This is a genomic window from Streptomyces venetus (genome assembly GCF_039540295.1).
Classification (GTDB): domain Bacteria; phylum Actinomycetota; class Actinomycetes; order Streptomycetales; family Streptomycetaceae; genus Streptomyces; species Streptomyces venetus.
This window is the reverse complement of record NZ_BAABET010000013.1, coordinates 127,631-147,238: the sequence shown is the minus strand read 5'-3', so window position 1 is coordinate 147,238 and position 19,608 is coordinate 127,631. Positions and strand designations below refer to the sequence as shown.

The following is a 19,608-nucleotide window of genomic DNA, read 5'->3' as shown; positions in this document are numbered from 1 at the left end:
ACGGTCGGGCTCCGGTGTCAGGTGGCCGGCGGGAACCGGCGCGGGGCGAGCGGGAGGGCGAGGGCGGAGGCGAGCATCGCGGCGACGGGCACGTGCGCCCCGATCCCGAGGTCCTCCGCCAGGCTGGTACGGCCGTCCAGGAACCGCAGCAGCCGCGGCGCGGGCACCTCCCGGAACAGACGGGTGAAGAAGGCGGGGCCGTCCACCCGGCCGCGGTCCAGGGCGTGCAGCAGCACGGAGTCCATGAGGCGGGCACGGGCGGAGTGGGGACGGGGCGGCAGCGGATGCCGTCCGCCGTGCAGCGCGTCCGCCACCGCGCCGGTCTGCCGTTGTACCGCGCTGAAGGTGTACCCGGTCGAGGGGCGGGTCGCGCCGGCGCCGGCGCCGATCCGGAAGGCGCACGGCGCGGTCTGCCGGGGAAGGTCGGCGTCCGTCATCGGGATCACCCCCTGTTCGCACGCGGTGACTTCGAAGCCCCGCAGGCCGAGCACCCGCTCCGCGTAGTCCCGCAGCGCGCGGTCGTACTCCACGCGGTCGAGCACCCGGCGGGAGAACTCCGTGTACTCGACGAGCGCCTCGTGCGGGCCGACGGGCAGCACGTACCCGAACGAGAGCCCGTGCGCGGGCTGCGGGGTGCGGAAGTCCATCAGCTCCACGACGGACGGGTCGAACTCCGGCCGCGCCGTACGGACGAACCAGCCCCGGAAGTGCTGCAGAAGCGTCGTACGGGCGGGTGGGAGCCGGGGGAGGGGACGCGAGTCGAACACCCAGCGGGCGCGGACGACGACACCCTCGCCGTCGGCGCGGCGGGCGTGCACCAGGGCACCGTCCCGCACCGGCGTGACCCGCTCGGCGGTCGCCTCGACGCGCGACACCGGCCCGTCCGCCAACGCGCGGGCGGCCAGCGCCTCGAAGGCGCCGGACCGCAGCATCTTGTAGCGCAGCGGAGTGATCCCCGCGGTGACGGCCGTGCCGTCGGCGCCGCGCACGCGCAGCCTTTCCCAGGACGCGGCCAGCGCGTCGTCGTACGGCCCGCCGCCCTGTTCCCAGAAACACCAGGTGCGCGGTGGGGTGCGGACCGGACCCGGCGGCGCGGCCAGCAGCACCGTGTCCAGCCGAACGGCGCTCACGGGCGGCCGGGCCAGACGCAGCGCGAGCGACAGTCCCGCCGCTCCGGCCCCCACCACGGCGACATCGGCCTTCAGAACCACCACCGCGCCTCCTTGTCCGGCACCGGCATTGACGAACCCTCCGCCCGGTGCCGACCAGTGTTCCGGCCGTACCGGCCGATCGGATGCAGGCCGCGTGCCGTGTGTCGCGGACGCGTGCCATGACGGCGAGCGATTACCCGGTCGGCGCATCCGGTTCGGCACCGCACGCGGAATGTGTCTCGACGTGAACGATGTGACCACGGTCGAGAGGAACGCGATGTGCTCCACCCGGGCGACCTTCCGGCACTCGACGGCACCGCCGGGCGGGCCACCGGGTGACGTGGCCGCGCGGCACGGCGGGCGTCCGCCGGCCCCCTCGGGCCGGGCGGCGACCGACGGGGCCACGGGCCGCGGCACGGCGGCGGACGCGTACGACGCCGGCCGGCCCGAAGTCCTCGGCCACGACGAGGGCCGGCCTGATCACGCCGACGTCCTCGGATCTGGCCGTGGCGAGGGTGTCGGTCAGCGGCTGGATGAGGTCGGCACGGACCCCGGCGTCGTCGACGCCGACGTGATCGCGGCGGTCCGCGCGGTGCTGGACCGGATCCTCGCGGCCCGGCTGGCCCGTGCCCGCGAACTGGACGCCGTATTCGCGGAGGACCTCGCCGCGCGGGTCACCGACTTCACCCTGCGCGGCGGACGCCGTATCCGCCCCCGGTTGCTGTGGTGGTCGCTGCGCGCCTGCGGCGGTGGCACCCCGGCACAGGTCCGGGCGGCGCTGCACGCCGGTGCGGCAGTGGAGCTGTTGCAGACCTGCGCGCTCGTCCACGACGACCTGATGGACGCCGCCACGACGCGCCGGGGCCGCCCTGCCCTGCACACCGCCGTCGCCCGCCAGTACGGCGACATCCCGCGCGGCGCGGCGCGACGCCTCGGTGACGCGGCCGCCGTGCTCGCCGGCGACCTGGCGCTCGCCTGGGCGGACGACGTGATGACCGATCTCCTGCTGGACGGTGACGATCTGCCGCCCGAGGCCCCCGCCCGAGTCCGAGACATCTGGCGCGGCACACGGACGGAGACGATCGCCGGTCAGTACCTCGACATGCAGGGCCAGGCGACCGGGCAGCCGACGCCGGCCCGCGCCCTGCGCGCGGCCTGTCTGAAGAGCGCGCTGTACACCGTGGAGCGCCCCCTCGCACTCGGAGCCGCCCTGGCAGGCGCCGACCAGGAAGCCACGCAGGCACTGTGCCGGGCCGGCCGCTGCGCGGGGGTCGCCTTCCAGCTGCGGGACGATCTCGACGACCTCTTCGCCGACCCGGACGTCACGGGCAAGCCGTCCGGCGGGGACGTACGGGAAGGCAAGCCCACCTACCTCATGGCGCTGGCCCGTGCCCGCGCCGCCGCCGACGGAGATTCGGCCACCCTCGGCGTCCTGGACGCGTCGCTCGGCCGCGCCGACCTCACCGAGACGGGCCTGGACCGGGTCCGTGACGTGCTGACCGCCACCGGCACCCGCGACCTCGTCCAGGAGAAGATCGAGCGGCTGCGCCGCCAGGCCCTGCGCCACCTCGCGGCGGCCGATCCGGAGCCGGGCCCGGCGGCCACCCTGCGGACCCTGCTCACAGCGATCACCGGCACACCCGGCCACGCGCCCGAACCGGCCGGGGGTCCGCCGTTCACCGCCGCTCTCGGCGCCGGGGGAGCGGAGGCCGTGCGATGACCCGGACCCTGAAGGGGCCGACCGACCATGTGGTGGTCGTCGGCGCGGGCCTGGCCGGCCTGTCGGCCGCGCTGCACCTGCTCGGCGCCGGGCGCCGGGTGACCGTCGTCGAACGCGACGAGGGACCGGGCGGGCGCGCCGGCCGGCTCGTCCGCGGCGGCTACCACATCGACACCGGGCCCACGGTGCTGACCATGCCCCAGATCGCCGACGAGGCGTTCGCCGCCGTCGGCGCCTCCCTGAACGACCGCGTCGAGCTGATCCCGCTGCGCCCGGCCTACCGGGCGTCCTTCGCCGACGGCAGCGCACTGGACGTGCACACCGACGCCGACCTGATGGAAGCCGAGGTGGAACGCTTCGCCGGTCCCGCCGAGGCGGCCGGGTACCGCAGGCTGCGTCACTGGCTCACCGCCCTGTACCGCGCCGAGCGGAACCGGTTCCTCGACGCCGACTTCGACTCCCCACGGCAGCTGCTCGGACCCGACCTGGTCCGGCTGGCCGCGCTCGGCGGCTTCGGCCGCTGGGAGGCCGGCGTCGCCCGTCACCTGCGCGACGAACGGCTGCGCCGCATCTTCACCTTCCAGGCCCTGTACGCGGGCGTGCCGCCCACCCGCGCCCTCGCCGCCTACGCGGTGATCGCCTACATGGACACCGTGGCCGGTGTGTACTTCCCGCGCGGCGGCATGCACGCCCTGCCCCGGGCCATGGCCGAGACCGCCCGGGCGGCCGGTGCGACCTTCCACTACGGGCGGCCGGTCACCGCGCTGGAACGCTCCGGCGAACGCGTCACCGCCGTGCTCACCGACCAGGAACGCATCCCCTGCGACGCCGTCGTCCTCACCCCGGAACTGCCGGTCGCCTACCGGCTCCTGGGGCGTGTTCCGCGTCGCCCGGTGCGACTGCGGCACGCGCCGTCGGCAGTGATCCTGCACGCCGGCTGCGACCGCACCTGGCCGCAGCTCGCCCACCACACCCTGTCCTTCGGCCGCGCCTGGCGGAGCACCTTCGACGAACTCACCCGCGCCGGCCGGCTGATGAGCGACCCCTCGCTGCTGATCACCCGTCCGACCGCCACCGACCCCGCGCTCGCCCCGCCGGGCCGCCACCTGCACTACGTCCTGGCACCCTGCCCCCACACCGGCATCGGCCCCGGCCCCGCCGCCTGGCACGACCTCGGACCCCGCTACCGCGACGCACTGCTGCGGGAGCTGGAGCGCCGGGGACTCGACGGCATCGCCTCGGCGATCGAGGAGGAGTGCCTGGTCACACCGGCCGACTGGACCGCGCAGGGGCATGCCGCGGGCACGCCGTTCTCCGCCGCGCACACCTTCGTCCAGACGGGCCCCTTCCGCCCCCGCAACCTGGTGCGCGGCACCGTCAACGCCGTTCTCGCCGGCTGCGGCACCACACCCGGAGTGGGCGTCCCGCCGGTCCTGCTGTCGGGAAAGCTGGCCGCCGCCCGCATCACCGGCGGCAGCCGCACCTCCTCCCGCCCGGGCCGGGCCCGGCCCCGCCCGGAAGAAGCCCCGGCGTGATCGCCCGCAGAGCGCAGGCCCTCCCGCCCGTCCACCCCGAAGGAGCCCGTCCATGACCATGCGGGAACTGGATGCCGCGGGCATCACGGACCCGGCCCTGCGCGCCGCCTACACCCGCTGCCGTGAGCTCAACGCCCGGCACGGGCGCACCTACTTCCTCGCCACCCGCCTGCTCACCCCCGACCGGCGTCCCGCCGTGCACGCCCTGTACGGCTTCGCCCGCTGGGCCGACGACATCGTCGACTCCCTCGACAGCGACGCCGGCCCGCAGGAACGCGCCCGTGCCCTGGACCGGCTCGACGACGACCTCGCCCGCGGCCTGGCCCGCGGCAGCGGCGCCGAACCGGTGGTGCGGGCCCTCGCCGACACGGCACGCCGCCACGCCGTCGAACACCGGCACTTCGCCGACTTCCTCGCCTCCATGCGCAGCGACCTGACGGTCACCTCGTACGCCACCTACGACGACCTGCGCGGCTACATGCACGGCTCCGCTGCGGTGATCGGCCTGCAGATGCTGCCCGTGCTCGGCACCGTGACATCTCGTCAGGAAGCCGCACCGCACGCGGCCGAGCTCGGGATCGCCTTCCAGCTCACCAACTTCCTGCGGGACGTGGGGGAGGACCTCGACCGTGGCCGGGTCTACCTGCCACAGGACCTGCTGGACTGCCACGGCGCCCACCGTGAGCTGCTCTGCCACGGCCGGGACACCGGCCGCACCGACCGGCGGGTCACCGCGGCGCTGCGGGAGTTCGAGTCGCTCACCCGAGCGGCCTACCGGCGCGCCGCGCCCGGCATCGCGATGCTCGCGCCGGACTCCCGGCCCTGCATCCGCACCGCGTTCGTCCTGTACGGCGGCATCCTGGACGCCGTGGCCGCCACCGGGTACGCCGTGCTGCACCGCCGCGCCGCGGTGCCGCGACGGCGCCGGGCCGTGGTCGCCGCGGACGGCCTGCTGCGCGTGGCGGCGGCCCGCCTCGCCGCCCGCCGCACGTCCGCCGGGCCGCCCGCACCGGCCGGGCCGGCAACCCCCGGCCCCCTCCCCCTCACCCGGCCGCACGTCCGTCCCGAGGAGGTCGCATGACGACGTCCGCCCGCCCACCGAGGACCAACTGGCGGCCACGCCTCGCGTCTCCGGGAGCCCGTGTGATCCCCGTCCGTCCGTGTCCTGAGGGCGCCGCGTCAAGTCCGACCGGTCCCGTCCCCGAGGGACTGCGGGGATCCCGTCCGTTCGACCGTCCCCGTCCCCGGGGGACGGCGTGCATCCCGCCCGCCCATGTCCCCTGGGGTGCCGTGCGAAGACCGTGCGTCGCACGTGCCAGGAGACCGCGTGCGTCCCGTCCGTCGTGCCTGGGGTGCCGCGTGCAGACCGACCGTCCCCGTCCCGAGGAGGCCGCGTGAATCCCGTCCGTCCGTACGCCGAGGAGGACACATGAGCCCCGCACGGCCACGGGGCCCGAGGCGTCTGCCGCTGAGCCTGCGCCGCACCCCGGTCGTCTGGGACCGGCAACGTCCCACCTGGCGCGAAGCCCGTCCCGCTCTGATCGCCGGAGCCCTCAAGCGGGCCCAGGCCCGTCCCACCGGCAACTGGTACGTCGTCGGAGCCTCACGTGACCTGCGCCCCGACCGGCCGCTGGCGCGTACCGTCGCCGGGCGCGAGGTCGTGCTGTGGCGGAACGCCGGTGGCGATCTCGTGGCCGGGCCGGGCAGCTGCCCGCATCTGGGCGCCCCGCTGCGTGACAGCCCGGTCCGCTGCGGCACCCTGGTCTGCCACTGGCACGGAATGGCCCTGGACGGACGGCCGTTCGCGGGCTGGGAGCCCTGGCCGGCCCACGACGACGGCGTACTGCTCTGGGTACGGCTGGACGAGGCCGGAGGCGAGCCGGCCACCAGCCGTCCGGCGGTGCCCGAACGCCCGACAGCCGACGAGGCGCTGACCGCCCTGTACACCGGCATGGGCGTCTGCGAGCCGGACGACGTCGTCGCCAACCGCCTCGACCCCTGGCACGGCGCCTGGTTCCACCCCTACTCCTTCGTCGATCTCACTGTGGTCCGGACTCCCGGCCGGGCCGACGAGGAGGACTCCTTCACGGTCGACGTGTCCTTCAAGGTCGCCGGACGGCTGGTCGTCCCGGTGCGAGCCGTGTTCACGGCGCCGGGACCACGCACGGTGCTGATGCGCATCACCGAGGGGGAGGGGGAGGGGTCGGTCGTGGAAACGCATGCCACGCCGATCGGTCCGGACCTGCTGGGACGGCCGCGCACCGCGGTCGTGGAGGCCGTCGTCGCCACGTCGGACCGGCCGGGCTTCGCCGTGGCCCGCCGCGCCTCCCCGCTGCTGCGCCCCCTGATGCGAGCTGCGGCGGGCCGCCTGTGGCGTGACGACCTGGCGTACGCGGAGCGCCGCTGGGCCCTGCGCTCCTCGGGGCGTCTGCCAGGCTGACCGAGCCCCGGTGGTACCCGAGCGGGTACGCCGGACGAGGGGTGCACCGCTCGATCAGCTCGGCTGCGTGCGCCCGGCCCCGCTGTCGTCCCCGTAGAGCCCGCTCAGCGTCGCCACAGCGTCCCGCAGTCCGGAGCAGTGCGGGAAGCCGGCGCCCGCCCGGCGGTCCCAGCCGGGCCCGGCGGGAAGCACGACGGGCCGGCGGCGCGCGCCCGACGGCCCCCACTCCAGTCCCGCGACATGCCGGGCCAGCGGGGTGGACGCCGTGGAACGGGTCTGGGACCACAGCACGACCGCGACGGGCCCGGTGCGCCGTACGCACGCCAGCAGCGCCTCCGCCGGTACCGCCGCTCCCAGCGTCCGGGTCGGCACCCCGCGCTCGCCCAGCGCGGCGGTCAGCGCCTCCAGGGGGAGGGTGTGCTGTTCACCGGGCGTACAGGCCAGCACCACGGGCGGAGCGCCGACGGGCGGGGCCGTACGCGGCAGCAGCAGCGGCACACTGCGCAGCGTGCCGGAGACGTGCCACGACAACAGGTGCTCGACTTCGACGTACCGGTCGCCGGACGACTCCCACTTGCGGCCCACGGCACGCAGCGTGGGCACCATCAGCTCCTCCCACGTCCTTTCCAGCCCGTACCGTCCGACGGCCTCCACCAGCCGTTGTTCCAGCTCCGGGGCGTCCAGCCGCACGGCGGCACGGGCCAGGCCCCGGCACTCCTGCCGTACGTCGCCGAGCGGAAGCCCGCTGCCCGCGCCACCCGGCCGGTACGCGGCTGCCGACACGGCCCCGGATGCCGCGGGCGGAGTCGCTCCGCCGGGTGTCCCGAAGCGCAGCCGGGCCACCCGGGCCGCCTCGGCCGGCGGCGCACCCGTCGCCGTCAGACGGCACATCTCCTCCGCCATCGCGACGTCCCGGGGACCCCAGCGGCGGTGCCGGCCCTGAGAGCGCACCGCCGGACCGAGTCCGTAGCGACGGTCCCAGGAGCGCAGGGTGGTCGGGGAGACGCCCAGACGACGGGCGAGGGCCCCGGTCGTCAGCCCCACCACCGCGGACGCGTCGTCACCGAACTCGACGGACATGGCACATCCCTCCGTGGAGCCCCAGGTCGATGCACAATCGATGCGAGTTGAGGACATCATCACTCGGACCGCAGCCTGGAACAAGACCGGAGGCATCCGCCGAGGAGACTCACCATGAACCGGCCCCCAGCCGCCGCACTCACCGTCGTCGACCCGCCGCACGACGACTGGACGACGCTTCACCACCAGTGGTCCGGGCTGGTCCACGGACTCGCCAGACAGGCGCTGGGGGATCCGCGCGAGGCGGAGGACGTGACCCAGCAGGTGTTCATGGCGGCCTGGCGGGGGCGCCACGGTTACGCCCCCGAGCGGGGGTCGTTCCCCGCCTGGCTGGTCGGCATCACCCGGCGCAAGGTGGCGGACGCCCTGGCCGCCCGTACCCGCCGCTCCGAGCTGACCACGCTGGCGACCGGCCTCCTCCCGTCGTCGGAGCGCAGTTCCGACGACGAACCGGAGGCGGCTCTCGACCGCGTCGTCGTCACGGGCGCCCTGGCGCGGCTCACCGAGCCCCAGCGCCGGGTGCTGCGGCTGGCGTTCTACCAGGACCTCACCCAGACCCAGATCGCCGGCGTGACCGGATGGCCGCTGGGCACGGTGAAGAGCCATACCCGGCGCGGACTGGACCGACTGCGCCGATGCCTGGAAGAGGAGGGCCTGTCAGCCGCGTGACGTGGACGGCGGCCAAGTCGATGCACGGTCGATGCGCCTAGGGTCCGCAGGTCGGTCAGGAATCGAGAAGCCCGTCCGCCGAGCGGCTCCTAGCGTGGTGGTCATGGAAACCACCGCATCCGAAACGTCGATCGCATCCGTCATTCTCGAGGTGGCGGACCCCGAGTCCGCCCACCGTTTCTACGCCGCCTTCGGAGTGGACGCGTTCGTGCGCCTGCGGGCGTCCGAGGCACCGTCCAACGGATTCCGAGGCTTCACACTGGCGCTCACGGTGGCCGGTCCGGCCACCGTCGACCACTTCGTCGGCGCCGCCGTGGAGGCGGGCGCCACGGTGCTCAAGCCCGCCGCGAAGTCGCTCTGGGGCTACGGCGGCGTCGTCCAGGCCCCGGACGGGACGATCTGGAAGATCGCGACCTCGGCGAAGAAGGACACCGGCCCTGCCACCCGCCGGATCGACGACGTCGTCCTCCTGCTCGGCGTCGAGGACGTGAAGGCGAGCAAGGAGTTCTACGTCGGCCGGGGCCTGACCGTGGCGAGGAGTTTCGGCGGCAAGTACGCCGAGTTCGCCTCCGGCGGGTCCGGCGCGGTCAAGCTGGCGTTGTACAAGCGCCGCGGCCTGGCGAAGGACCTCGGTGTCCCCTCCGACGGCACCGGCTCGCACCGGATCGTCGTCGGCGGCACCGCCGGCGCCTTCACGGACCCGGACGGATTCGCCTGGGAGACCGACGCGTAGGGCACTTTCCGGACCGGTCAGTAGAACTCGACGGTGTTCACCTGGTTGAGCAGGTCCTGTCCGTCGAGGAGCCGGGTGGCGTTGGCGGCGAAGAGTTCGGCGATGAGGCGGTCCTCCGCCGCGTCGAGCGCGGCGGTGTGCGGACTCACCAGCACGCGCTCGTGGTCCCAGAGCGGGCTGTCGCCCGGCAGGGGCTCCTTCTCGAAGACATCCAGCGCGGCGAAGCCGACCCTGCCGGAGTCGAGCGCGTCGGCCAGGGCCGTCTCGTCCACGACGCTGCCGCGGCCGACGTTGACCAGACACGCTCCGGGCCGGAGGGCCTCGAAGAACCGCTTGCCGACGAGGTGCTCCGTCGCGTCGGTCCCGGGGAGCGTGTTCACGACGGCGTCCACGGTGGGAGCCACCTCGGTGATGCGGTCGGGATGCACGACGGCGCAGACGCCGGGAACATCGGGGACACCCGTGTCTCTTCTGCTCGTGCCGATGACCGTCGCGCCCAGCGCGTGCAGTGCCGTCGCCACGGCCCGGCCGATCCCGCCGAGTCCGAGCACGAGGACGGTCTGCCGGCTCACCTGCCCCATGGTCCAGCGGCCGCTCCATTCACGATCGCGCTGCTGGCGGGTGAGGCGGGGCAGGTCCTTGGCTCCCGCGAGCACACCGAAGACGGCGAACTCGGCCAGCGGACGTCCGTGCACGCCCGCCGAGGTGGTGAACACGACGCGGCCGAGTTCCTCCGCGGTCAGCCCGGCGGCCTTGACCTGGCCGCCGCCACCCGCGGCCATCGTGTGCACCCAGCGCAGGCCCGGGTTGGCCCGCACTGCACGTGCCAGGGCGGCCGGGTCCACGTCGGGGATCCCGTACAGGGCGTCGGCGGAGTCGATGGCGGCCTCGTAGGCGCGCTGCCGGCCGGCGTCGCGCCGCCAGTCCGGGTCGCCCGCGAAGTCCGCGGGCCAGCGCATCGGGGGCAGGAGCGAGTGGTCGACGACCAGGTCGATCCGTGGCTCCAGCTCCTGGACGAGCGCACAGTTCTCCTCGGACAGCGGCGCGGCGACGGCGACGCGCAGGCGGCCGGGAGCCCTGCTCACCCCGGTCATCGGGCGGCGCTCCGCAGCGCCTCGACCTCGGCGTCCAGCGCGGCTTCGCGGGCGACGATCTCGGCCACGGCCTCGAGTGCTTCCTCGGCCCGGTGCGGCGGGACGACGATGACTCCGTCCCCGTCGGCGGCGACGATGTCGCCCGGGTTCACGACGACGCCGCCGATGGCGACGGCCTCGCCGATCGTGCCCGGTCCGTTCTTGAAGGGGCCTGCGGGAGTCAACCCGCGGGCGAACACCGGGACACGGAGTTCCTCGATGATCGCGGCGTCGCGCACGAAGCCGTCGACGACCGCGCCGGCGGCGCCGTGCACGGCGAATCGCTGGGCGAGGTTGTCCCCGATGACCGCGCGGCCGTCGTAACCGAAGGCGTTGATGACGAGGATGTCGCCGGGGCGGATGTGATCGAGTGCCGCGATCACGGCCTTGTTGTCGCCCGCGACGGTGAGGACCGGGAGCGCTGTGCCGACGGCCCGGGCACCGCTCCACACGGGGGCGATGCCTCCGTCGACGATGTTCAGCCGGTCGAGGGCGTCGCCGAGGTTGGCCACGGAGTGGTCGCGGAACTGCTTGAGCACCTGCTCGTCGACGCGCTCCCACGCCGTGTTGACGCGCACGTTGTCCTGGGGCATCGCAGAGTCCTTCCAGAAAATGCGAAACCTTTCGCGTTTCGCGTCAGTCAGTGTGCATCCATCGGGGGCCCGGCACAAGGGGTGGCCGAAAGGGGTCGCGTCGGAAGCGGGCGGGCCATGGAATCCGGCGTCATTTCGCCGCGAGAGCCGCAGAGTCCAAGGTGTGGGAGGGGTGGCGGCGAGAGTTTGACGAGAAGGTGAACACATCCTTGACCACCCGAGAATGCGAACCTATTCTCATTCGCGATTCCAGTCGCAACTCGGCTGCGACGCTGTTCCGCGGTCTTCCACCGTGACACCTCCGCCCGCCCCTTCGGGCGCGGGCCCCTTCGAACGGCGCCGTAGTCACCCGCCCCTGAGGCACTGTCACCGCTTTCCCCTCCTGGCCCCACCTTCGTGGGCGCACCTCGGCGCATGAGCGATCACCGGCAACGCTCCGCTCGGCGCACGATCCTCAGGACACCGTCCGCGGAGTCCGCGACACCGAAAGTGAACGCGTATGGCAACGTCAGATCGGCTCGACATCCCATCAGACCGTCCCGAGGCATCGTCGGAGAGGCCCGGCGCGGCAGCGGCCGACGTCGTCACCGCCAACCGCAAGGTCGTCCGGAAGGCCACCGTCGCGGGCGCGGTCGGCTCCTTCGTCGAGTGGTACGACTACGGCATCTACGGCCTGCTCGTCACCTACCTGGCGATCAACATCATGGGAGAGGCCGACGCCGGGAACCTCTTCCTCACCAACGTCGGCTTCCTGGTCAGCTTCGTCGCCCGCCCCTTCGGCAGCGTGATCTGCGGGTACCTCGGGGACAAGATCGGACGCAAGGGGCTGCTCGCGACCCTCCTGGTGCTCATCTCCGCGGCCACCGCGGCCATCGGCCTCATCCCCTCGCACGCCGTCATAGGCGTGGCCGCGCCCGCCCTGCTCGTCCTCTTCCGGGTGCTCCAGGGCTTCTCCGCGGGCGGCGAGGTGGCCGGCGCCATGTCCTTCGTCGGCGAGTACGCGCCCGACTCCCGCCGCAACTACATGATGAGCTTCATCGCGGTCGGCTCCTTCGTCGCCCTGATGTTCGGCAGTGCCTTCTCCGCCGTCCTCATCACCACCCTCGGCGACGACTCGATGACCTCCTGGGCATGGCGGGCGCCCTTCCTGGTCGCCGTCCCGCTCGGCTACGTCGGCTTCTACATCCGCCGCCGACTGGAGGAGACCCCGCACTTCAAGGCGCTGCGCGAGCAGAACACCGTCGCGCGCAACCCGCTCAGGGAGGCCTTCACCTCCCGGCGCCACCTGAAGGCGATCGCCCTCACGATCTTCCTCCCCGCGCTCAACGGCCCCGGCTACTACCTGCTCTTCGTCTACATGCCGACGTACCTCAAGACCTCGCTGGGCGAGCACAACTTCTCGATGCTGCGGGCGCTCACGGTCACCGCGGTCAGTCTGGTCGCCATCGTCGTCTGCATCCCGGTCATGGCGAGGTTGTCGGACCGGATCGGCCGCAAGCCCGTACTCGCGGGCTCCGCGATCGCCATGGCCCTCGTCTCGTACCCGATGTTCCGGCTCATCGTCACCGGCGAGTTCGGGCTCGCCTGCGTCGGCACCGTCGTCCTCGCGATCGCCTTCTCCGGGCACGCCGCCGTCGTGCACACCATGCTCGCCGAGATGTTCCCGACCAGCGTGCGCTACTCCGCCTACAGCATCGGATTCAGCGTCTCGACGATCATCTTCGGCGGCAGCGCCCCGCTGGTGATGACCGAGCTGATCGAGTCGACCGGCTCCAACCTCGTCCCGGCCTTCGCCTCCATCATCACCGCCCTGATCACCCTGGTCACGGTCGCCTTCCTGCGCGAGACCAAGGGCCAGCCGCTCGCCGCCCGCTGACACACCTCCCCCCACCAGGAGAGACACCATGGGAATCAACTCCGTAGCCGTCGTCGCCGACCTCGGCGAGAGCTTCGGCAACTACACGATCGGCGACGACGGCGCCCTGCTCGGACTCGTCACCTCGTCGAACATCGCCTGCGGCTTCCACGCCGGTGACCCGCGCATCATGGACAAGACCGTCGCCGACTGTGTCGAGCGCGGCATCGAACTCGGCGCTCACCCCGGCTACCCCGACCTCGTCGGCTTCGGCCGCCGGCTCATCGAGGCGACCGAGGAGGAGATCCGGACCGACGTCCTCTACCAGCTCGGCGCCCTCGACGCCTTCGCTCGGGTGCACGGCGGCACCATCAGCCACGTCGCCCCGCACGGCCGGATGGGCTCGATCGCCCAGACCGACGCCAAGCACGCCCGCGCCATCACCGACGCGATCGCCGCGTACGACAAGGACTACATCGTCATCTGTCAGCGCGGCCTGCTCGCCGAGGAGTCCCGCAAGCGCGGCCTGGAGGTCGGCTACGTGTTCCTGGCCGACCGCGGCTACGGCGACGACGGCATGCCCGTCCCGCGCTCCCACGAGGGCGGCCTGATCCACGACCCCCAGCTGATCGGCGAGCGCTCCGCGCAGGTCGTACGGGAGGGCACCGTGCGCTCGGTCGACGGCAACGTGGTCCCCCTCGGCCACGACGCCGATGTCCTGCTGCTGCACGGCGACCACCCGAACGTCCTCGCGAACGGCACGGCCCTGCGTGCCGCGCTCGACGCAGTGGGCATTCACGTCGCCGGCCTGCGCGACGTCCTGGCGGAGAAGGCACAGAAGGCGGAGGCCGCGCTCGCCGGCTGAGGGCCGGGCGCACCAGGCGATGACCACAGCACAGTACGGCGCCGTCACCGTGGAGCCCTTCGGGGACTCGGCGGTGATGGTGACCATCCCCCACGCCGACCAAGCCGTCCGCAGGGCCGGGATCGTGGCCTTCCGCGACCGTTTCCTGGCGCACCGCCCGCACGGGGTGCTCGACGTCGTCTCCGGCATCGAATCCCTGCTCGTCGAGTTCGATCCGCTCGAGACCGCGCCCGAGCACGTGGAGTACGCGGCTCGTCTGGTGGCCCGGTGGGCACCGTCTCCGTCGGGCGGCCCGGCCCGCTCGCGCCCTGCCCGGACGTTCGCCATCCCCGTCGTCTTCGACGACGACACCGGCCCCGATCTGGCGTCCGTCGCCGACGAACTCGGTGTGGCGGCCACCGACGTCGTCGAGGCGATCGCCCGGTCCACCTTCACGATCTGCCTCCTCGGCGCGGCGATGGCCCCGATGATGGACGGGCTCAAGGTGCCCCGGCCGGTGCGCCGACGGTCCGAGCCGCGCACGGACGTCGCCCCAGGCGCCGTCATGATCGCCGGAACCAACGCGATCATCCAGCCGTTCCCCGGCCCGACCGGCTGGCGGGTGGTCGGGCGTACGCCGCACACCATCGTCGACATCTCCCGCCCCGACCCCGTGTCGTTCGGCACCGGCGACGTCGTGCGCTTCGTCCCCGTCACCCGGGACGAGGCCGCGGCGCTGGACGCCGGCTTCCTGCTGCCCGCGGAGGTGGCCGTATGAGGACCGTGACGCTGGACTTCACCAGCACCGGATGGATCACCACGTTCCAGGACCTCGGCCGGCGCGGTACGGAACAGCGGGGCGTTCCCACCGGCGGAGCGGCCGACCAGCACTCCGCCGCCGTGGCCAACCTCCTCGTGGGCAACCCCCGCGGCGCGACCCTGATCGAGAGCCTCGGCGGCGAACTCGCCCTCGTGCCCGACGCCGACGTCCTGCTCGCCGTGACCGGTGCGCCCGCGCGGGTCACCGTCGCGGGCTCGCCCGCCGACAGCTGGTCGCCGCTGGTCGTGCCCGCGGGCCAGGAGATGCGGATCCGCGCCGACATGAGCCGGGGAACCCGCACCTACCTGGCGGTGAACGGGGTGCTCGGCACCCAGACCCTGCTGGGCAGCGCGGCCCCGGACGCCCGGATGGGATTCGGGCAGTCCGTCGCCCGCGGCTCGCGCGCCGTGCTGAAGACGGCGTTCCAGGGTTTCGGGCGCCGCCTGTTCGGGGCGTCCCTGTTCCGGCTCCCCGTCCCCGTCCCGCGCTTCGACGACGGCCCCTGGACCGTCGACGTCGTCCCCAGCCCCGGAATCCGCACGATCGCGGGGATCCGTGAGGTGATCGAGGAGGCGACCTACGTCGTCACCCCCCGCTCCGACCACGTCGGCCTCAGGCTCCACGGGCCGGTGCTGCACCCGGACGACGACACCGAGATCGTGTCGCACGGCGTGCCCGTCGGAGCGCTCCAGATCCCGCACGCGGACGAGCTGATCGTCCTCGGCCGGTACCGGAGCCTGACCGCCGGCTATCCCATCGTCGGCGTCGCCGCCCGGTCCTCCCTGTCGCTGCTCGGGCAGGCCGGACCGGGGCGGGAACTGAGGTTCCGCTGGATCGACCGCGAGACCTCGCTGCGGCGCCACGCACACCGTGAAGCCGAGATCCGCGCACTCGGACACGCCGCTGCCGAGGCGTTCGGAGCACTCGGCTTCGCCGCATCCCCGTCCGCACCCTTGTCCCAGCTGAACTGAGAATCTATTCTCATATGCAAGATGAACCTCATATCATCGATGGAGGAGGAACGGTGACGACATCGCCCCGCACGACCGTGCTCATCACAGGAGCAGGCAGCGGAATGGGGCTCGAGACGGCACGGCTGCTCGCCCGGGACGGCGCCGCCGTCGCACTGCTCGGTCGCAGACAGGAAGCTCTCGACTCGGTCGCCGACACGATCCGCGCCGAGGGCGGGACCGCTCTGGCCCTCGCCGCGGACATCACCGACGCGGACGACGTGACACGCGTCCTGGACCGGGTGCGGACCGAACTCGGCCCGGTCGACGTCCTCGTCAACAACGCGGGCAGCGCCTCCTCCGTGCTCAACCCGCAATGGCTGCCGCACGACGAGTGGCGGCAGGTCCTCGACGTGAACCTCACCGCCGTCTTCCAGCTCACCCAGGCCGTCCTGCCCGACATGCTCGACCGCGGCGCCGGGACCATCGTCACCGTCTCCTCGCTCGCCGCAGTCAACCCCAACCTGCTGGGCGGCGCCGCCTACGGCGCGGCCAAGGCCGGCGTCCGCAACTTCATGACGTTCCTGCACAACACCTTCCGCAATCAGGGCCTGCGGGCGATCACCGTGCTGCCCGGCGAAGCCGACACCCCCATCCTCGACAACCGCGCCCGGCCCCCGGCGCCGGAGGAGCGCGCCGCGATGCTGCGGCCCGAGGACGTCGCCGAGGCCATCCGCCTGGCCGTCGCCCTTCCCCAGCGCGTCGTCCTCCAGGAGATCGTCGTCGCCCCCACCCACCAGCGCGACGTCTCCGCCGACCTCGACATCAGCCGCTGGGCGGGCGCCCCCGCCGACGCCGCACCGCAGGCCTGACCACCCCGCCACCAGGAGGAGCGCATGCCGCCCACCCTCACCACGCAGCCGCCCCTGTACGACACCGCCGACGCCGTCGCCCGGATCGTGGCCGCCTCCCGCCGGACGCAGCAGCCGCAGTCCCGGGGCGACCTCGTCTCCCTCGCGATGGGCGAACCCGACTTCGACACGCCCGAGAAGGTGACCGCGGCGGCCCACGCCTCGCTGCGCGCCGGACGCACCCACTACTCACCGCTGCTCGGCGAACCGGCCCTGCGGGAGGCCCTCGCCGCCAAGCTCACCGCCACCGCCGGGACACCGGCCTCCGCCGCCGACATCCTGATCACCCAGGGCGGCACCGCGGGGCTCTCCGCCTCGATCCTCGGCATCGTCGACCCCGGTGACAAGGTGGTCGTCCCCGAACCCACCTACTCGCTCTACGGCGACCTGGTCGCGATGGCCGGAGGCACCGTGGTCCCCGTCCCGCTCGCACCGGACCTGCACTGGGACCTCGACCGGCTCGCCGACGCCCTCGACGGCGCCAAGCTCTTCGTCTTCTGCAACCCCGTCAACCCGACCGGCATCGTGCACAGCCGCGAGGAACTCGACGCCCTCGCCCGCCTGCTCGACGGCACCCCCACGATCGTCATCGCCGACGAGGCCTACTCCGACCTCGACTACACCGGCCGGCCCTTCACCTCCGCGATCTCGATCGACGGCCTGCGCGAACGGACCGTCTACTGCCAGACGTTCTCCAAGAGTTACGCCATGACCGGCTGGCGCGTCGGCTACCTCTGGGGACCGCCGCAGCTCATCCAGGCGTCGGCACGCGTCCACAACACCTTCAACGGCTCCGTCGGCACCTTCGTCCAGGATGCCGCACTCGCAGCGGTGGAGAGCTGCGACGAGGACGTCGCCAGGATGCGCGCCGCGTACGAGGAGCGCGGCGAACTCATGCGCGGGGAACTGGCCACGATCCCCGGCCTCACTCTCAGCGCACCGGAAGGGGCCTTCTACCAGTTCCCGCGCTACGACATCGACCTGCCGTCCGTGGAGGTCGTGGCGGCGCTGCGCACGCACGGTGTCGCCGTCCGGCCCGGGAGCGAGTTCGGCGCGTGCGGCGAAGGGCACCTGAGGCTGTCGTACGCTGCCAGCCCGCAGTCCATCACCGAGGGTGTCCGCCGCCTGGCCGCCGGTCTTTCGGCCCTGCGATGAGCACCGTCCCGTACACGACGAGGAATCGACCCATGCGCAGTGACACCGAGCGCAACCGCAGGCACCTCATCAAGGCAGCCGCGCGACTGTTCGAGAACTCGCCCACGCCCGTCAGCCTCGCGGAGATCGCCAAGCACGCCGAGGTGTCCACCGCGACGGCCTACCGCCACTTCTCCTCCGTCGAGGAGATCCTGCACGCCTTCCGTGCCCAAGTGGGCTCCGAGCTAAAGGAGTTCAGTGCACGGCAGACCACCCGGGGCATGGCGAAGCTCGAAGCGGTGTCGCGCTACTGGGTGTCTCTCGTCCTCGAACACGGCGGCGCGATGGCCCAGATGCGCTCGCACCGCGGCTACCTCGAACGGCTCCGCGAGGGCACCGGCTACCTCACCCCGCAGGCCGAGGCACTCGCCGAGCCGCTGCGGCAGACCACCGACGAGCTCGGCCTCGGAGACCTCGGCGACGAAGCCCTCTACCTGTGGAACGCGTTGTTCGACCCACGCGACATCCTCGACCTCATCAAGAGCGGACGCACCGAGGACGAGGCCGCCGGCCGCTTGGTGGCCGCCCTGCGTGGCGCCCTGATCGGCTGGGCGGCGGCAGAACAGCCACAGGCCGGCTGACCCGGCCGCACCGAACGGAGAGACAGCACGCATGGACGTCAGTGCCCACCTCGAGACCGCCTACGACACCCTCCGCCGACGGGACCCCGGGGAGACGGAGTTCCACCAGGCGGCACGCGAAGTCCTGCACGGGCTGGGCCCCGTGCTCCGGGCGCACCCGGAGTACGCGCGGGCCCGGATCGTGGAGCGGCTCTGTGAGCCCGAGCGGCAGCTGATCTTCCGGGTGCCGTGGGTGGACGACCAGGGCACGGTGCGCGTCAACCGCGGTTTCCGGGTGGAGTTCAACAGCGCGCTCGGGCCGTACAAGGGAGGCCTGCGCTTCCATCCCAGTGTCGACCTGGGCATCGTCAAGTTCCTCGGCTTCGAGCAGATCTTCAAGAACGCGCTGACCGGCATGTCGATCGGTGGCGGCAAGGGCGGGTCGGACTTCGACCCCAAGGGCCGCTCGGACGGCGAAGTCATGCGCTTCTGCCAGGCGTTCATGACCGAGCTGTACCGGCATCTGGGCGAGCACACGGACGTGCCGGCCGGGGACATCGGGGTGGGCGCCCGCGAGATCGGCTACCTCTTCGGCCAGTACAAGCGGATCACCAACCGCTACGAGGCCGGCGTCCTCACCGGCAAGCCGGTCGGCTGGGGTGGATCGCACGCCCGAACCGAGGCCACCGGCTACGGCGCGGTGTACTTCGCCCGGGAGATGCTCTCCACCCGCGGCCACGACTTCGACGGACGCCGGGTCGTGGTCTCCGGCTCGGGGAACGTCGCCCTCTACGCCGTGGAGAAGGTCCACGCCCTGGGCGGACGGGTGGTGGCCTGCTCGGACTCCTCGGGGCACCTGGTCGACGAGGACGGTCTCGACCTGGACCTGCTCAAGGAGGTCAAGGAGGTGCGCCGCGCGCGCCTCTCCGTCTACGCCGAGGCGAAGCCGGGCGCGCGGTTCTCGGCCAGGGGCTCGGTGTACGACGTGCCCTGCGACGTCGTCCTGCCGTGCGCGACGCAGAACGAGCTGGGCAGGCAGGACGCCGTCGCGCTGGTGAAGAACGGCGTGCTCGCCGTGGCCGAGGGCGCGAACATGCCCTGTACGCCCGACGCGGTGGAGGTGTTCCGCGACGCCCGGGTCCTCTTCGGCCCCGGCAAGGCGGCCAACGCGGGCGGCGTCGCGACCTCCGCGCTGGAGATGCAGCAGAACGCCTCCCGCGACAGCTGGACCTTCGAGCGGACCGAGGACCGGCTCGCCGCCATCATGGGCGAGGTGCATGCCCGGTGCCGGGCCACCGCCGAGACCTACGGAGAGGACGCCGACGACTACGTGCTCGGCGCCAACACCGCGGGATTCCTCCGCGTCGCCGAGGCGATGCTGGCCCAGGGCGTCGTCTGAGCCGATCGCCGGTTCGGACGA

The 19,608-nt window shown here is 73.0% G+C and carries 18 protein-coding genes; 14 read left to right on the top strand and 4 right to left on the bottom strand.

Translation table 11 applies throughout. From position 1 onward, the window contains the following. Positions 1–17: 17 nt before the first annotated feature. Positions 18–1,211, bottom strand: coding sequence for a lycopene cyclase family protein (locus ABEA82_RS34215; protein WP_345665741.1), 1,194 nt, complete (start codon positions 1,209–1,211; stop codon positions 18–20). Positions 1,212–1,395: 184 nt separating this feature from the next. Here ABEA82_RS34215 and ABEA82_RS34210 point away from each other — a divergent pair, with 184 nt between their 5' ends. From ABEA82_RS34210 to ABEA82_RS34195, 4 genes are all read left to right on the top strand, one after another. After that, positions 1,396–2,871 (top strand): polyprenyl synthetase family protein, encoded by a 1,476-nt coding sequence (locus ABEA82_RS34210; RefSeq protein ID WP_345665627.1) that lies wholly within the window; start codon positions 1,396–1,398, stop codon positions 2,869–2,871. Further along, complete coding sequence (gene crtI, locus ABEA82_RS34205) at positions 2,868–4,406, top strand: phytoene desaturase family protein (RefSeq protein ID WP_345665626.1); 1,539 nt, start codon at positions 2,868–2,870, stop codon at positions 4,404–4,406. Before ABEA82_RS34210 ends, crtI begins: the two co-directional genes overlap by 4 nt. Positions 4,407–4,458: 52 nt before the next feature. Then, positions 4,459–5,487 (top strand): phytoene/squalene synthase family protein, encoded by a 1,029-nt coding sequence (locus ABEA82_RS34200; RefSeq protein ID WP_345665625.1) that lies wholly within the window; start codon positions 4,459–4,461, stop codon positions 5,485–5,487. A 348-nt stretch (positions 5,488–5,835) separates the two neighbouring features. Beyond that, a complete protein-coding gene (locus ABEA82_RS34195) occupies positions 5,836–6,846 on the top strand; it encodes a DUF5914 domain-containing protein (RefSeq protein WP_345665624.1) in 1,011 nt (336 codons plus the stop codon). Between the two features lie 54 nt (positions 6,847–6,900). On the opposite strand, the gene ABEA82_RS34190 is transcribed toward ABEA82_RS34195, so the two are convergent. Then, the gene (locus ABEA82_RS34190) at positions 6,901–7,926 is read right to left on the bottom strand and encodes a MerR family transcriptional regulator (RefSeq protein ID WP_345665623.1); all 1,026 of its coding nucleotides are present in this window, start codon (positions 7,924–7,926) and stop codon (positions 6,901–6,903) included. A 114-nt stretch (positions 7,927–8,040) separates the two neighbouring features. Between ABEA82_RS34190 and ABEA82_RS34185 the strand changes: the two genes are divergently transcribed. Both ABEA82_RS34185 and ABEA82_RS34180 read left to right on the top strand, forming a co-directional pair. Continuing rightward, the gene (locus ABEA82_RS34185) at positions 8,041–8,595 is read left to right on the top strand and encodes an RNA polymerase sigma factor (protein WP_345665622.1); all 555 of its coding nucleotides are present in this window, start codon (positions 8,041–8,043) and stop codon (positions 8,593–8,595) included. A gap of 103 nt (positions 8,596–8,698) precedes the next feature. Then, a complete protein-coding gene (locus ABEA82_RS34180; protein ID WP_345665621.1) occupies positions 8,699–9,328 on the top strand; it encodes a glyoxalase in 630 nt (209 codons plus the stop codon). A gap of 17 nt (positions 9,329–9,345) precedes the next feature. Here ABEA82_RS34180 and ABEA82_RS34175 read toward each other — a convergent pair whose 3' ends face one another. Together ABEA82_RS34175 and ABEA82_RS34170 are read right to left on the bottom strand one after the other, a co-directional pair. Further along, positions 9,346–10,422, bottom strand: coding sequence for a D-2-hydroxyacid dehydrogenase (locus tag ABEA82_RS34175; protein ID WP_345665620.1), 1,077 nt, complete (start codon positions 10,420–10,422; stop codon positions 9,346–9,348). Then, entirely contained in the window at positions 10,419–11,054 is a 636-nt protein-coding gene (locus tag ABEA82_RS34170; protein ID WP_345665619.1) for an RraA family protein, read from the bottom strand. Before ABEA82_RS34170 ends, ABEA82_RS34175 begins: the two co-directional genes overlap by 4 nt. Before the next feature lie 499 nt (positions 11,055–11,553). Here ABEA82_RS34170 and ABEA82_RS34165 point away from each other — a divergent pair, with 499 nt between their 5' ends. Genes ABEA82_RS34165 through gdhA form a run of 8 tightly spaced genes read left to right on the top strand, consistent with a single transcriptional unit; the run spans position 11,554 to position 19,587 of the window. Further along, a complete protein-coding gene (locus ABEA82_RS34165) occupies positions 11,554–12,930 on the top strand; it encodes an MFS transporter (protein WP_345665618.1) in 1,377 nt (458 codons plus the stop codon). Positions 12,931–12,958: 28 nt separating this feature from the next. Then, positions 12,959–13,774 carry a LamB/YcsF family protein gene (locus tag ABEA82_RS34160; RefSeq protein WP_345665617.1) on the top strand — a complete coding sequence of 272 codons (816 nt, stop codon included), beginning with the start codon at positions 12,959–12,961 and terminating at the stop codon, positions 13,772–13,774. Between the two features lie 19 nt (positions 13,775–13,793). After that, positions 13,794–14,531: a 5-oxoprolinase subunit B family protein gene (locus ABEA82_RS34155; RefSeq protein ID WP_345665616.1), complete on the top strand. Its 738-nt coding sequence runs from the start codon at positions 13,794–13,796 to the stop codon at positions 14,529–14,531. Beyond that, positions 14,528–15,544: a 5-oxoprolinase subunit C family protein gene (locus tag ABEA82_RS34150; protein ID WP_345665615.1), complete on the top strand. Its 1,017-nt coding sequence runs from the start codon at positions 14,528–14,530 to the stop codon at positions 15,542–15,544. Before ABEA82_RS34155 ends, ABEA82_RS34150 begins: the two co-directional genes overlap by 4 nt. 53 nt (positions 15,545–15,597) lie before the next feature. Further along, on the top strand, positions 15,598–16,395 hold the full coding sequence (locus ABEA82_RS34145) for an SDR family oxidoreductase (protein WP_345665614.1): 798 nt from the start codon (positions 15,598–15,600) through the stop codon (positions 16,393–16,395). A gap of 24 nt (positions 16,396–16,419) precedes the next feature. Then, complete coding sequence (locus ABEA82_RS34140) at positions 16,420–17,589, top strand: pyridoxal phosphate-dependent aminotransferase (RefSeq protein ID WP_345665613.1); 1,170 nt, start codon at positions 16,420–16,422, stop codon at positions 17,587–17,589. A 32-nt stretch (positions 17,590–17,621) separates the two neighbouring features. Further along, the gene (locus ABEA82_RS34135; protein ID WP_345665612.1) at positions 17,622–18,209 is read left to right on the top strand and encodes a TetR/AcrR family transcriptional regulator; all 588 of its coding nucleotides are present in this window, start codon (positions 17,622–17,624) and stop codon (positions 18,207–18,209) included. A 31-nt stretch (positions 18,210–18,240) separates the two neighbouring features. Beyond that, complete coding sequence (gdhA, locus tag ABEA82_RS34130; protein WP_345665611.1) at positions 18,241–19,587, top strand: NADP-specific glutamate dehydrogenase; 1,347 nt, start codon at positions 18,241–18,243, stop codon at positions 19,585–19,587. The last annotated feature ends 21 nt before the right edge of the window (positions 19,588–19,608 follow it).